This window comes from Pseudomonas sp. D3, from assembly GCF_029320995.1.
Classification (GTDB): Bacteria; Pseudomonadota; Gammaproteobacteria; order Pseudomonadales; family Pseudomonadaceae; genus Aquipseudomonas; species Aquipseudomonas paraveronii.
This window is the reverse complement of sequence record NZ_CP119772.1, coordinates 2,111,204-2,124,470: the sequence shown is the minus strand read 5'-3', so window position 1 is coordinate 2,124,470 and position 13,267 is coordinate 2,111,204. Positions and strand designations below refer to the sequence as shown.

Sequence of the window (13,267 nt, the reverse complement as noted above, 5' to 3'; positions counted from 1 at the left end):
GAGTAACGGCACAATAATGGCACCTTGCCAATGCTGTTTCCGCGATCAGAGAAAACCTTCCATGGGTGCCTGGCTTAGCAATATCTCGCTGAAGTACAAATTCTGGGCCGTCAATGCGGTCGCTTTTATCACCACGCTGCTGTTGGTGTTATACGCCGTGCATCTCGAACAGCAGTCGCGCAGCCAGGCGTCCCAGACCTCTGCACAAGCTCAGGCGCGCTTGCTCAGCGCCTGGCCGACCGACAAGGCGTTGCCCAAGGGTGAGGCTTGGCTGACGTTTGCCCGTGGTCAAGTCCCACAGTTGGCCGATCTAGATCTGTCAGACCTGAGCAGTGCCAGCGGCTGGGTCGAACTCAATCACCTGCCATTGTTCGGCGAAAACCCGTTGATGGGCGCTGAAGTGGTCGCCCGCGCCGACGGGCAACAGATCGCAGTGCTCGCTTACGCGCCAAGCCTGAGCCAGGTGTTCAGTGAACGCTTCACCCACTACGCCGTAGCGGTGCTGATCCTGATGCTGGCAATGCTCTGCGCGTCGCAGTTGCTGATCCGCTTCCTGCTCAGCCAACTCAACACCCTCAAGGACGTGATGCTGCATGTCGAGAAAACCGGCGACCTGTCGGCGCGTGTCCCACTGGCCTGCAAAGATGAAGTCGGCCAGATGGCCAGCGCGTTCAACGCCATGCAAGCCGGCTACCAGCGGGTGGTCAACACCGTGGCCCGCACCGCCAAGCAGTTGGATGAAGGCGCCGCACGGCTGGCCAGCAGCATGAACGAGGTGCAGCACGGCATGCTCGGCCAGCAAAGCGAAACCGACCAGGCCGCCACTGCCATCAACGAGATGACGGCCACTGTCTACCACATCGCCCAGCACGCCGGCGCCACTCGCGATTTGTCCCAGACCGCCGACACCCTCGCCGGCAGCGGCCGCGAAGTGGTAGACCGGGTGCAACGTTCGATCGCCGGGCTGTCCAGCGGCGTGCAACAGACCGCCGAAATGATCCAGAAACTGGCCGAAGACAGCCAGAAAATCAACAGTGTGGTCAGCGTGATCCACAGCATCGCCGAACAGACCAACTTACTCGCGCTTAACGCCGCCATCGAGGCCGCCCGCGCCGGGGAAATGGGCCGCGGTTTCGCGGTGGTCGCCGACGAAGTGCGCAACCTGGCCAAGCGCGTGCAAACCTCCACCGACGAAATCACCCACATGGTCTCGGCGCTGCAAGCCGGCACCCGCGATGCGGTGGACTTCATGCAGGAAAGCTCGTTCAAGGCCGACGACTGCGTGCAACAAGCCCAGGAAGCCGGCGCCGCACTGGCCGAAATCACCGGCGCCGTGGCGCAGATGCGCGAAAGCAACACCCAGATCGCCGTCGCCGCCGAGCAACAGAGCCATGTCGCCGAAGAGATGAACCGCGCAGTCGTGAGTATTCGTGATGTGACCGAAAACACCGTGCAACAAACTGTCGATTCCGCAACCACCAGCAATGAACTGGCCACGTTGGCCGGGGAGCTAAGCAAAGCGATCGGGCAGTTGAAGCTATAAGCAATACAAGGCGAGGCTATGACCCCCATAGCCAGCCTTGATTCGCCGCGCCACCCTACCCGACCTAAACTCTGTTCAAGTTGTTTCAACGGACAGAGGATTCACCATCATGGGCAAACGTCATCCCAATCTCCCCGCCTGGCAATGGCGTCAGTACCCGCAAAACCACCAGCACCCGACCAACCTGGCGTTGCACATGATCGCGGTGCCGCTGTTTATCATCGGGTTTCTGTTGGTCGTTTCCGGGGTGTTCAGCCTGAGCCTGGCCAGTTTGGCCGTGGGCGTTGTCGGTATCCTGGCCGGCCTTGCGCTGCAGCGGCATGGCCACAACCTGGAAGCCCAGGCCAGTGAACCCTTCAGTGATCGTAAAGATGCCGTCCAACGCCTGGTGGTCGAGCAGTTCGTGACCTTCCCGCGCTTTGTGTTGAGCGGCGGCTGGTGGCGCGCCTGGCGTAAGCGCCACCAGCACTGAGGGTCAGGCGAAGACCACCACGGTCTGGCGGCTGATGGCGATCAACTCGCCGGCCGGGCTCCATAGCGCGGCGGCGGCATGGCCGTAGCCGTCGCGGGCGTGTTCGATGGTGACGTGGTACTGGCACCAGTCAAGTGTGCTCAGGTCTTGCAGCGGCTGGATAAACTCGATGGTCCAGGTCAGCGTGCTGCCCGGCGCGGGCTTTCTAAGGTGCGGCAGCACGGCCGGCGGCCAGGCATCCACCAGGGCGAGGATGTGCGACTCGGTCAGCGGCTCTTCTTTCACATCGCCGCGCAACCGCACCCAACCGCCCATGTCGCGGGAGGTGTTGCCGGTAAACGGCAAGCCGCCGACACTCCAGCGCATCGCCAGGTGCCGCATGAACTCCGGGGTGACGCCCTGGATGTAAGGCAGCTCCTGGCATTCCTCCCAGTGTTTGAAGGTCGGCGGCGGTTCGCTCGCCACCACGACTTGCGACTCACGGGAGGCACCGAAACTGGCCTGGACCAGGGTCGCCACTTCGCCGTTCTGCACCACCCGGCCAAGCAATTGACTGACGGCCTTGCCTTCGCGCAACACTTCGACTTGGTAACTGGCGGGCACACCCGGTGCTACCGGGCCGACGAAGGTGATTGCCAACGAGCGCAAAGGCCGGTCGGCGGGGACTTGGGCACGCAGCGCCTCGTATTGCAATGCGGCCACCAGGCCACCAAAGCTCGCGCGGCCCTGTGCCCATTCGGCGGGGATGGTGACCGCCTGAGGGTGGCTACGGGCGGCGTCGAGCAAATCACTAAAGCGCATGGCGACCTCACATCAAAAAGACCAGAGGTGCGATCTTAACCAGCGTGCCCGCCAGGTACAGCGCCTATTCCGGCCAAAAACCGGACCGGTTCAGAAACAATCCTCGCTGAGTTTGTCCAGCACCCGATCCGCCTCGCCTTCGGCCTGGGCCATGGTGCGACGCCATACCGTGACACACGGCTGCAGATCGGCTTGATGTTCAGCCTGGACCAGCCACTGCCAGCAATCATGCCAATCGCCCAGGGCGCCTTGGGCTTCTTTCAAGCGCGACATGGCCTTGGCCGGGAGTTTGTCCAGCTCGGGGTAGGCTTCGGCGGCGTAGCGCACGCGCTTGATCAACAAACGCAGACGATGGCGATCGTGGCTTGGGTCCTGCAGGGCGTCATCGAGTTTGCGCCATTGCTTGACCAGGCGTTTGTCGATACGCAGGCGCAGGCCCTTGAGCAATTTCTGGTGTTGCGACGCACGGATAAAACGCGGGAATGCATCGAGGATTTGCAGCAGGTGGGCCAATTCCGGGCCCTGCGCGACGTGGCGATAGGCATCGGGTTGCAGGCGCAGGCGACGGTCGGCGGCGGCAGGGTGACCATGCTGGAGCAGATACGCGGCCAGCACTTCACGATCACGCAACGGCGTGGTCAATTGGCCGACGGTGCGGGCGGCCAATTCGAGTTGTTCGACGCCCGGCAACCCGCGCAAAGGCCGCAATAGGCTGCGCAGGCGCCGCACGGTGGTGCGCAAATCATGCAGGGCCTCATCGTCGGTGACGGCGGCGAGCCGAGCCTGGCAGCTCAGTAACCCAACTTCCAGGCCGATGACCTGAGCGACTAACTGATCTACCAAAGCTGACATGCTTTACTCCACTGACGACGAATAATCCCTGCATCACTCAAGACCTGTGACGCAGCCTCATTGCACTCGGCAACGGCTACGAATCAGCGGCCGGCGCGAGACTCACGAATATAGAAACGCGCCTTTTCGGCTTTGTTGGCACAGCCTTCAAAGGCTTCGAATTGCTGCTGGGTCTTGGCGCCGGTCAGCAGGGACAAGGCCTTGGAGTAGCTCACGGTACCGGCAAAGCCTTCGGCCTTGGCCAAGTCCAGTTCTTTCCACGCGGCGTCCAGTTGGCTGCCGCAGCTGTCGCGATAGGCGCTTTTCCCGGCACAACCGGCCAGAGCCAACATGATCACAGGCACACACATCCAGGCTTTCATCGATGACACCTCAAAATAAAGAAAAACAGTCGGATTCTGTAGACGTTGCCTACAAAGAAAAGTGCCTTGTCCACTACCTGAAATCAGAAGCGCCTATTGCCAGAGCATACCCGAGCGCGGCCGTTATTCTGGAAAAATATTGCGCGGTTGCGCGAAGATTGAAGCCGCCCCCTCATTGGGTGCATTGTGGGCGCCTGCTTAACGAAGGACATCGACCATGAAGAAGCGTGTTGCCTTGGTGCTGGGCTCCGGTGGAGCTAGGGGCTACGCCCATATCGGGGTGATCGAGGAAATCGAACGGCGCGGCTACGACATCGCCTGTATCGCCGGCTGTTCCATGGGCGCGGTGGTGGGCGGAATCTACGCCGCCGGTAAACTCGACGAGTATCGGAACTGGATCGAAAGCCTGGATTACCTCGACGTATTACGCCTGGTCGATGTGAGCTTTCGCCTGGGTGCGATTCGCGGCGAGAAGGTCTTCGGACAGATCCGCAAGATCGTCGGCGAGATCAACATCGAAGAGCTGCGCATCCCCTACACCGCCGTGGCCACCGACCTCACCAACCAGCAGGAAATCTGGTTCCAGGAAGGCTGCCTGCACCAAGCCATGCGCGCCTCGGCGGCGATTCCGAGCCTGTTCACCCCGGTGATGCAAGGCAACCGCATGCTGGTGGACGGCGGCCTGCTCAACCCGCTGCCGATCGTGCCGGTGGTGTCGAGCCATTGCGACTTGATCATTGCGGTCAACCTCAACGCGACCAACCAGAAGCACTATCACTTGCCGGTGATCCAGCGTCCGCCGGCGTTCAAGAGCCGCTTCAACAGCTTGGCGAAGTCGCTGGGTTCGCACTTGCCGTTTCGCCGCAAACAGGCCGAGCAGTTGATGAAGCTCGAACAGGAAGCCTTGCAGGCCCACGCGGCCGAGATCAACCCGTGGCTGGAGTCGGCCGAACCCGAAGCCCAGCAACCCGCCGCCGCACCGGAAACCGCCGGGGCGCCGAAGTCAGCGACCGGTTCGTTCATCATCGATAACGTCGGCCCGGCATCGTTGCTGGACCTGATCAACCAGAGCTTCGAGGTGATGCAGACATCGCTGGCGCAGTACAAGATCGCCGGCTACCCGCCGGACGTCCTGATCAACGTGCCGAAGCGGGTGTGCCGGTTTTTCGAGTTCTACAAGGCGCCAGAATTGATCGCCCTGGGGCGCGAGATTGCCAGTGATACGTTGGATCGGTATGAAAGTGAGCAGCACTGAGATTGGCGGTGCGACGATTCGACTTGCCCCCGATGAGGCCCTGACAGCCAACGAAAATCCATCAGGCCTTAAGCCCCCAACAACCGATACCCCACCCCCGCCTCGGTCACGATAAAACGCGGCTGGGTCGGATCATCCGCCAGCTTCTGGCGCAGGTGGCCCACCACGATGCGCAGGTAGTGGCTGTCCTCGGTATGGGTCGGCCCCCAGATATCCTTGAGCAATTGCTGCTGGGTAATCACCCGCCCCGGATGACGCGCCAATTGCGCCAGCACCGCGTACTCCTTGCGGGTCAGCGCCACTTCGATGCCGTCCAGCAGCACCCGGCGATACGCCAGGTCGACTGTCAGCGGGCCGAAACACAGCGCCGCTTCCTGGGCCTCCCCCGCTGGCGCCTGGCGCAGCAAGGCGCGCACGCGGGCGAGAAACTCCTGGATGCCAAAGGGTTTGGTGACGTAATCGTTCGCCCCCCCATCCAGCGCTTCGACCTTCTGCACCTCGCTGGCGCGCACCGACAGCACCAGCACCGGCACCGTCGACCACTCACGAAACTCGCGCAGCACCTGCTGGCCGTCCATGTCCGGCAGGCCGAGGTCGAGTACCAGCAGATCCGGCTTGCTCAAGGCGGCCTGGGCCAGGCCTTCGTTGCCGCTGCCGGCCTCGATCACTTTGTAGCCCTGGGAGGCCAGGCTGATGCGCAGGAATTTGCGGATCTGCGGTTCGTCGTCAATGACCAAAATCGTCGCGGTCTGGCTCATGGTGTCCAATCAAAATCCATAAAAAAAAGAGAGTAGCTCACGCCTCGCGTTCCAGGCCAGGCTGTGTCGGCAACGGCAGGAACAGCGTGATGCAGGTGCCCCGCCCGCCAATCCCATCGGCGACGCTGATATGCCCGCCATGGGCGCCGACCATGCCCTGGCAGATCGCCAAGCCAAGGCCAGTGCCCTGCCCGCCGCGGTCACCACGGGCAGCGGTGTAGAACATATCGAAAATCTTCGCGCGCTCGTCTTCAGGAATTCCCGGCCCCTCATCGGCCACGGCGAAGAACAATTGGTTATCCAGCACCCCGGCGCTCACTTGCAAATGGCCTTGGGCCGGCGAGAATCGGGCGGCGTTTTCCAGCACGTTGACCAGCGCCTGCTCGATCAACGCGGCATGCACATACAGCAACGGCAATTCAGGCGGTACATCGATGCTCACTTGCAGCGGCGCCAGCACCGCACGTAAGCGGCCGAGGGCGCTGCCGACGATATCACCGGGCGAGACCCAGTCCCGCGCCAGCTTCAACGCGCCGTGGCCCAGGCGGGTCATGTCCAACAGGTTCTGGATATAGCGATCGAGGCGCTCGGCTTCGTCGCGGGTGCCTTCGAGCAACTCGCGGCGATCCTCCAGCGGGATGGCTTCGCCGAGCGCCAGCAGGCTGTCGATACTGCCGCGCATGGACGTCAACGGCGTGCGCAAATCGTGGGACACCGACGCGAGCAAGGCACTGCGCAGTTGCTCGGTCTCGCCGTGCAGCCGCGCGGACTCCAGTTCCTGCGCCAATTGCGCGCGTGCCAACGCCTGGGCCAGCGGCTGGCTCAAGGCGATCAGCAAGCGACGGCGCTGGCCGCTCAGCTCCTGGCCCGGTTTCGCACTGACACCGAGCAACCCCAGCGGGCCCTCTTCGCTCGACAGCGGCCACCACCACCAGCCCCCAAACGGCAACGTGCCGGTGCCCTTGCCTGCCGGCTGATCGTGCTGCCAGGCCCAGTCGGCGGCGGCGCGTTCGGCTTCGGTGAAGGTCAGCGGTCCGCCGGTCTCGACTTTCCAGCCGCCGTGGCCATCGCGGTTGACTAGGCACAGGTCGAGGTCGCTCCAACCTTCCAGGTGATGCGCCGCCGCGCTGATCACCGCCTGGCGATCGGTGGCCGCGGTGAGCTTGCGCGACAGGTCGAGCAGCTCGCTGGTTTCTTCCTGGGTGTCACGCAACGCCTGCAACTGCCGACGCTGGCGTGCGGCGAGGTTGCCGGTGAGTGCCGCCATCAGCAGAAAAAACAACAGGGTCAGCACGTCTTCTTCACGCTGGATGGCGAAGGAGAATTTTGGCGGAATAAACAGGAAGTCATACGTCAGAAACGACAGCGCCGCGCACACCAGGGACGGCCCCAGACTACTGCGCACCGCCACCAGCAATACCGCCGCGAGAAATACCAGCGAGATATTCGGCAACGGCAACACGCTGGCGACCGCCCAGGCCACCGCCGCCGCAATCACGGTCGCCACCACCGCCAGCGCATAGTCGAACCACACCAGCCCGCGTACATCCGGCAGGCGCGGCGGTGCAGGCACGTCGTCGCTGTCGAGGATGTTGATTTCCAGGCCGCGTGCATTGCGCAACAGGCGCTCGGCCACGCCACCACCGAACAGCCGACGTCGCCAGTTCATCCGCGACTGCCCGACCAACACGAGGCTGGCGCGGCGCTCAGCGGCATGATGGATCAGTGTCTTGGTCACCTCCCCCGCGCGCAGCAGCACCACTTCACCGCCGAGGCGTTCGGCCAGTTGCTGGGCGTTTTGCAGGCGCAGGCGCGCTTGTTCATCGCGCACGCGACCGTTATCGATATGCACCAGGCTCCACGGCAGGTGGCGTCGCTGCGCCACGCGGCTGGCATGGCGCACCAGGCGTTCGGCTTGCGCATCGCCGTCGACGCCGACCAGCAAGCGACCGCGCACCGCCGGCGCGGCCTGGCCGAGTTGGCGATAGCCCTGAGCCAAGTCATCGTCGACGTGGGCGGCGGCGGTCTGCATCGCCAGCTCGCGCAGGGCCGTCAGATTAGTCTGGGTGAAAAACGCATCGATGGCGGCGCGGGCCTGTTCCGGCACGTACACCTTGCCGTCGCGCAAACGCTCCAGCAGCTCGCGGGACGGCAGGTCGATCAGCAGCAGCTCATCGGCCTCCTGCAGCACCCAATCCGGCAGGGTTTCGCGCACCAGCACGCCGGTGATGCCACGCACCTGATCGTTGAGGCTTTCCAGGTGCTGGACGTTGACCGTGGTGAACACGTTGATGCCGGCGGCGAGCAGTTCCTGAATATCCTGCCAGCGCTTTTCATGGCGGCTGCCAGGCGCGTTGCTGTGGGCCAGTTCGTCCACCAGCACCAGTTGCGGCTTGGCGCCGAGCAGGCCGTCGAGGTCCATTTCTTCGAGCATCACGCCACGGTATTCACTGCGCAGCAACGGTTGCTGCGGCAAGCCGCTGAGCAACGCTTCGGTCTCCGCGCGGCCGTGGGTTTCGACCACACCGGCGAGCAACCTGACGCCCTGGCGCAACTGGGTATGGGCAGCCTGGAGCATGGCGTAGGTCTTGCCTACGCCGGGGGCGGCGCCAAGGAAGACTTTGAGCCGGCCACGGCCGTCCCGGGGCAGATCGGCTAACAGGGCATCGGCACGGCCGGAGTCGCTCATGCGCGGGGGTTCCTTCAGGGGTTTATAAAGTCGCAGGCAGATTCACTGAAGATCAAATGTGGGAGCGGGCTTGCTCGCGATGCAAGCGACTCGGTCTAACAGTAATACCGAGGTGATGCTATCGCGAGCAAGCCCGTTCCCACAGGCTGATCAGAGTTTTTCCAGGGCCATATTCAGCGCCAGCACATTCACCACCGGCGGGCCCACCAGCGGGCTTTCGATGTGCTCATCCAGCAAGCGCTGCAGGGTGGACACCGGCACATTCCGTGCGGCGGCTACCCGCGCCAGTTGATAGGCAATCGCCGACGGTGGCAAGTGTGGATCAAGACCGCTGCCGGAGGTCGTCAGCAAAGCTAACGGCACCGGGCCTTGAGCGGGCACGAACTGTTTATTCGCGTCATCGAACACGCGCGTGGCCAGCGCCGGGTTGCTTGGCCCCAGGTTGCTCGCGCTGCTGGAAACGGTCGCGAACGCGCCCGCCGAAGGACGCGGGTGGAACCAGCTGTCACCGGTAAAGTCCTGGGCGATCAGGCTGGAGCCGCGCACCTTGCCGCTGGCGTCGCGCACCAGGCTGCCGTTGGCTTGGTCCGGGAAGGCGACCTGGGCGACGCCGGTCACCACCAGCGGGTAGGCGACGCCGGTGATCAGGGTCATGAGGACCAGCAGGCTCAGGGCCGGGCGGATGATGTTGGACATTTCAATTTCCTCAATTCGGTCATTGCAACCTGTGGCCACCGCTTTGCCGGTGCCCACAGGAATCGGGTCAAACCAGGTGCAGCGCGGTCAGCAACATGTCGATCGCCTTGATGCCCACGAACGGCACCAGCAGGCCGCCCAGGCCGTAGATCAACAGGTTGCGCCGCAGCAACGCCGCCGCACTCGCCGCCTGCACTCGCACACCGCGCAGCGCCAGGGGAATCAGCACGACGATGATCAGTGCGTTGAACACGATGGCCGAGAGGATCGCGCTCTGCGGGCTCTGCAAGTGCATCACGTTGAGCACACCCAGTTGCGGGTAGATCGAGGCGAACAGCGCCGGCAGGATCGCGAAGTACTTGGCCACATCGTTGGCGATGGAAAAGGTGGTCAGCGCGCCGCGCGTCACCAGCAATTCCTTGCCGATCTGCACCACGTCCAGCAGCTTGGTCGGGTCGCTGTCGAGGTCGACCATGTTGGCGGCTTCGCGGGCCGCCTGGGTGCCGTCGTTCATCGCCATGCCGACGTCCGCCTGGGCCAGCGCCGGAGCGTCGTTGGCGCCGTCGCCGCACATCGCCACCAGTCGACCGTCGTTCTGTTCGTGACGAATCCGCGCGAGTTTTTTCTCCGGGGTGGCTTCGGCCAACACGTCATCCACGCCGGCTTCAGCCGCAATCGCGGCCGCCGTCAGCGGGTTGTCGCCGGTGACCATCACGGTACGAATCCCCAGCTTGCGCAGCTCGGCAAACCGTTCGCGGATGCCGGGCTTGACCACGTCCTTCAGATGGATCGCACCGAGCAACTTGCCATCGGCGCACACCAGCAACGGCGTGCCGCCGCTCTGAGCGATCTTGTCGATTTCCCGCGACAGGGCCGGTTGCAGGTCGCTGCGGGGTTGACCGATAAACGCCAGCAGCGAGTCCACGGCGCCTTTGCGAAATACGCGGCCCTGATAGTCGACGCCAGACAAGCGGGTTTCGGCGGTGAACGGTACGGCGGTCAATTCCTCCAGTGAAGGTTCGGCCTGCGGGTGCAAGGCACGCAGGTATTCGACGATGGATTTGCCTTCGGCGGTGTCGTCCGCCAGGGACGCCAGCAGCGCGCCCTCGGCCAATTCCCGACCGCTCACACCCGGCGCCGCAACCACTGCCGAGCAGCGGCGGTTACCAAAGGTGATGGTGCCGGTCTTGTCCAGCAGCAACACATGCACGTCCCCCGCCGCTTCCACGGCGCGACCGGACTTGGCGATCACGTTGAGGCGCACTAGGCGGTCCATGCCGGCAATACCGATGGCCGACAGCAAGCCACCGATGGTCGTAGGAATCAGCGTCACCAGCAGTGCGACCAGGAACACCAAAGGCAAGCTGCCATTGGCGAAGTGGGCGAACGGCTGCAGGGTCACGACCACCAGCAGGAAGATCAGCGTCAGGCCGATCAGCAGGATATCCAGCGCCACTTCGTTGGGGGTTTTCTGGCGTTTGGCGCCTTCGACCAGCGCGATCATGCGGTCCAGCGTGGACTCGCCGGGGTTGGCGGTGATGCGGATCAGCAGCCAGTCCGAAACCAGGCGCGTGTTGCCGGTGACGGCCGAGCGATCGCCGCCGGATTCGCGGATCACTGGCGCGGATTCGCCGGTGATCGCCGCTTCGTTGACCGCCGCGATACCTTCGATGACCTCGCCGTCGCCGGGGATCATTTCCCCGGCGGCAACGCGTACTACATCGCCTTTGCGCAGGCCGGTGGCCGGCACGACCTTGAAGCTGCCATCGGCCTCCTTGCGACGTGCGCTGAGGCCTTCGCTGCCGGCCTTGAGGCTGTCGGCGCGGGCCTTGCCACGCCCTTCGGCCAGGGCTTCGGCGAAGTTGGCAAACAGCACGGTGAACCACAGCCACACGGCGATTTGCGCGGCAACGAAGGTCGGCACGGCGGTGTCGGGTACGAAGCACAGCACGGTGGTGAGGATCGCGGTCAGCTCGACCACCAGCATCACCGGCGAGCGTTGCAGTTGGCGAGGGTCGAGCTTGACGAACGCCTGGACCAACGCCGCGCGCCACAGCGCGGAGATCGCGGTTTTGGCGGGCTCGTGGGTTTTGACCGGCGTCGCGTTTTTTGCAGGCATATTCATTTTCATATCCCTCAGAAGCCCATGCTCAGGTGTTCAGCAATAGGGCCCAGTGCCAGTGTCGGCAGGAAGGTCAGGCCGCCCACCAGCAAAATGGTCACGGTCAACAGGGTCACGAACAGCGGGCCATGGGTGGGGAAGCTGTTCTGGCCAATCGGAGCGGTCTTCTTCATCGCCAGGCTGCCAGCCAGGGCCAGTACCGGGAGGATGTAGCCAAAGCGCCCAATCAACATGCCCAGGCTCATCATCAAGTTGTGGAACGGGGTGTTGCCACTGAAGCCGCCGAACGCCGAACCGTTGTTGGCACTGGCCGAGGTGTAGGCATAGAGCAACTGGCTGAAGCCGTGGGGACCAGGGTTGCTGATCGCACCGGCCGGGCCAGGCAGGCTGGCAGCAATGGCACCGAGCACCAGCACACCCACCGGCATCACCAGCAAGGTCACCACCAGCAATTGCACTTCCTTGGCCTGCAGCTTCTTGCCCAGGTATTCCGGAGTGCGGCCGATCATCAGGCCGGCGAGGAACACCGCGATCAACACGTTGAGCAACATGCCGTACATACCGGCACCGACGCCGCCGAAGATCACTTCGCCGACCATCATGTTGACCAGTGCCACCATCCCGCTGAGGGGGTTGAGGCTGTCGTGCATGCCGTTGACCGAACCGTTGGATGCCGCAGTGGTGGTCACCGACCACAACACGGTGCCGGTGGTGCCGAAGCGCGCTTCTTTACCTTCCAGCGGTGCGGTTTGCTCAACCACCGGGTTGTTCAGGCTCGGGTTGGGCTGGTATTCGGCCCACAGCGAGGTTGCGCCGCCGATCAGGAACAGGGCCAGCATGCAACCGAGGATCGCCCGGCTTTGACGCAGGTCCTTCACGTAATGGCCGAAGGTAAACACCAGCGCCACCGGGATCAGGATGATCGCCGACAACTCGAACAGGTTGGCCCAGGCCGTCGGGTTTTCAAACGGGTGCGCCGAGTTCACGCCAAAGAAGCCACCGCCGTTGGTGCCCAGTTGCTTGATCGCAATCTGGCTGGCCGCCGGGCCCAAAGGGATCACCTGGTCAACGCCCTGCAGGGTCACGGCCTCAACGTAATGCGCGAAGGTTTGCGGCACGCCCTGCCACACCAGGAACAACGCCATCACCAGGCACAACGGCAACAGGCCATAAAGCGTGGCGCGGGTCATGTCGACCCAAAAGTTGCCCAAGGTCTTGGTGGATTTGCGACCGATCCCACGGCACAGCGCGACCAGGACGGCAAGGCCGGTGGCGGCACTGACGAAGTTCTGCACGGTGAGGCCGGCCATCTGGCTGAGGTAGCTCAGGGACGCTTCACCGCTGTAGGACTGCCAGTTGGTGTTGGTGATGAAACTGACTGCTGTGTTGAAGGCCAGGGTCCACTCCAGGCCCGGCAACTTCTGCGGGTTCAGTGGGAAGTAGCCCTGGAACAACAGGATCGCGAACAGCAACACAAATCCGGCGAGGTTGAACGCGAGCAAAGCCAGCATGTATTTCTGCCAGCTCTGTTCCTGCTGCTCGTCCACGCCCGAGAGGCGATAGCACGCGCGCTCCACGGGACCGAGCAGCGGCGTGAGCCAAGTGCGCTGGCCTTCCATGACCTTGTAGTAGAACCGCCCCAGGAAGGGGGCCGGCACCAGCACCAAAGCGAAGAAGGCGATGATCAGCCAATAGTCATAACTGTGCATAGCCTGCT

Annotated in this window: 11 protein-coding genes; 3 read left to right on the top strand and 8 right to left on the bottom strand. The window is 63.4% G+C overall.

Annotation, left to right across the window (positions count from 1 at the left end):
* Positions 1 to 61: 61 nt before the first annotated feature.
* Together P3S72_RS09755 and P3S72_RS09750 are read left to right on the top strand one after the other, a co-directional pair.
* Positions 62 to 1,543 (top strand): methyl-accepting chemotaxis protein, encoded by a 1,482-nt coding sequence (locus tag P3S72_RS09755; protein WP_276197159.1) that lies wholly within the window; start codon positions 62 to 64, stop codon positions 1,541 to 1,543.
* Between the two features lie 109 nt (positions 1,544 to 1,652).
* Complete coding sequence (locus tag P3S72_RS09750; protein WP_276197158.1) at positions 1,653 to 2,015, top strand: Mpo1-like protein; 363 nt, start codon at positions 1,653 to 1,655, stop codon at positions 2,013 to 2,015.
* A 3-nt stretch (positions 2,016 to 2,018) separates the two neighbouring features.
* Here the strand turns inward: P3S72_RS09750 and P3S72_RS09745 are convergent, their stop codons facing one another.
* The 3 genes from P3S72_RS09745 to P3S72_RS09735 form a co-directional block, all read right to left on the bottom strand.
* A complete protein-coding gene (locus tag P3S72_RS09745; RefSeq protein WP_276197157.1) occupies positions 2,019 to 2,816 on the bottom strand; it encodes a thioesterase family protein in 798 nt (265 codons plus the stop codon).
* A gap of 90 nt (positions 2,817 to 2,906) precedes the next feature.
* On the bottom strand, positions 2,907 to 3,668 hold the full coding sequence (locus tag P3S72_RS09740) for a CHAD domain-containing protein (RefSeq protein ID WP_247401550.1): 762 nt from the start codon (positions 3,666 to 3,668) through the stop codon (positions 2,907 to 2,909).
* An 83-nt stretch (positions 3,669 to 3,751) separates the two neighbouring features.
* Positions 3,752 to 4,030: a hypothetical protein gene (locus P3S72_RS09735; protein WP_177033358.1), complete on the bottom strand. Its 279-nt coding sequence runs from the start codon at positions 4,028 to 4,030 to the stop codon at positions 3,752 to 3,754.
* Positions 4,031 to 4,247: 217 nt separating this feature from the next.
* Between P3S72_RS09735 and P3S72_RS09730 the strand changes: the two genes are divergently transcribed.
* The gene (locus tag P3S72_RS09730) at positions 4,248 to 5,285 is read left to right on the top strand and encodes a patatin-like phospholipase family protein (RefSeq protein WP_177033360.1); all 1,038 of its coding nucleotides are present in this window, start codon (positions 4,248 to 4,250) and stop codon (positions 5,283 to 5,285) included.
* 68 nt (positions 5,286 to 5,353) lie between these two features.
* Here the strand turns inward: P3S72_RS09730 and P3S72_RS09725 are convergent, their stop codons facing one another.
* The 5 genes from P3S72_RS09725 to kdpA form a co-directional block, all read right to left on the bottom strand.
* Positions 5,354 to 6,043 (bottom strand): response regulator, encoded by a 690-nt coding sequence (locus tag P3S72_RS09725; protein ID WP_276197156.1) that lies wholly within the window; start codon positions 6,041 to 6,043, stop codon positions 5,354 to 5,356.
* 37 nt (positions 6,044 to 6,080) lie between these two features.
* On the bottom strand, positions 6,081 to 8,732 hold the full coding sequence (locus tag P3S72_RS09720; protein ID WP_276197155.1) for a sensor histidine kinase KdpD: 2,652 nt from the start codon (positions 8,730 to 8,732) through the stop codon (positions 6,081 to 6,083).
* A gap of 150 nt (positions 8,733 to 8,882) precedes the next feature.
* Positions 8,883 to 9,428, bottom strand: coding sequence for a potassium-transporting ATPase subunit KdpC (gene kdpC, locus P3S72_RS09715; protein ID WP_276197154.1), 546 nt, complete (start codon positions 9,426 to 9,428; stop codon positions 8,883 to 8,885).
* A gap of 67 nt (positions 9,429 to 9,495) precedes the next feature.
* The gene (gene kdpB, locus P3S72_RS09710) at positions 9,496 to 11,559 is read right to left on the bottom strand and encodes a potassium-transporting ATPase subunit KdpB (RefSeq protein WP_276197153.1); all 2,064 of its coding nucleotides are present in this window, start codon (positions 11,557 to 11,559) and stop codon (positions 9,496 to 9,498) included.
* Between the two features lie 5 nt (positions 11,560 to 11,564).
* Positions 11,565 to 13,259, bottom strand: coding sequence for a potassium-transporting ATPase subunit KdpA (kdpA, locus tag P3S72_RS09705; protein WP_276197152.1), 1,695 nt, complete (start codon positions 13,257 to 13,259; stop codon positions 11,565 to 11,567).
* Between the last annotated feature and the right edge of the window lie 8 nt (positions 13,260 to 13,267).

Coding starts and splice junctions, on each gene's coding strand:
- P3S72_RS09755 (WP_276197159.1), top strand. CDS start 62: ATGGGTGCCTGGCTTAGCAATATCTCGCTGAAGTACAAATTCTGGGCC.
- P3S72_RS09750 (WP_276197158.1), top strand. CDS start 1,653: ATGGGCAAACGTCATCCCAATCTCCCCGCCTGGCAATGGCGTCAGTAC.
- P3S72_RS09745 (WP_276197157.1), bottom strand. CDS start 2,816: ATGCGCTTTAGTGATTTGCTCGACGCCGCCCGTAGCCACCCTCAGGCG.
- P3S72_RS09740 (WP_247401550.1), bottom strand. CDS start 3,668: ATGTCAGCTTTGGTAGATCAGTTAGTCGCTCAGGTCATCGGCCTGGAA.
- P3S72_RS09735 (WP_177033358.1), bottom strand. CDS start 4,030: ATGAAAGCCTGGATGTGTGTGCCTGTGATCATGTTGGCTCTGGCCGGT.
- P3S72_RS09730 (WP_177033360.1), top strand. CDS start 4,248: ATGAAGAAGCGTGTTGCCTTGGTGCTGGGCTCCGGTGGAGCTAGGGGC.
- P3S72_RS09725 (WP_276197156.1), bottom strand. CDS start 6,043: ATGAGCCAGACCGCGACGATTTTGGTCATTGACGACGAACCGCAGATC.
- P3S72_RS09720 (WP_276197155.1), bottom strand. CDS start 8,732: ATGAGCGACTCCGGCCGTGCCGATGCCCTGTTAGCCGATCTGCCCCGG.
- kdpC (WP_276197154.1), bottom strand. CDS start 9,428: ATGTCCAACATCATCCGCCCGGCCCTGAGCCTGCTGGTCCTCATGACC.
- kdpB (WP_276197153.1), bottom strand. CDS start 11,559: ATGAAAATGAATATGCCTGCAAAAAACGCGACGCCGGTCAAAACCCAC.
- kdpA (WP_276197152.1), bottom strand. CDS start 13,259: ATGCACAGTTATGACTATTGGCTGATCATCGCCTTCTTCGCTTTGGTG.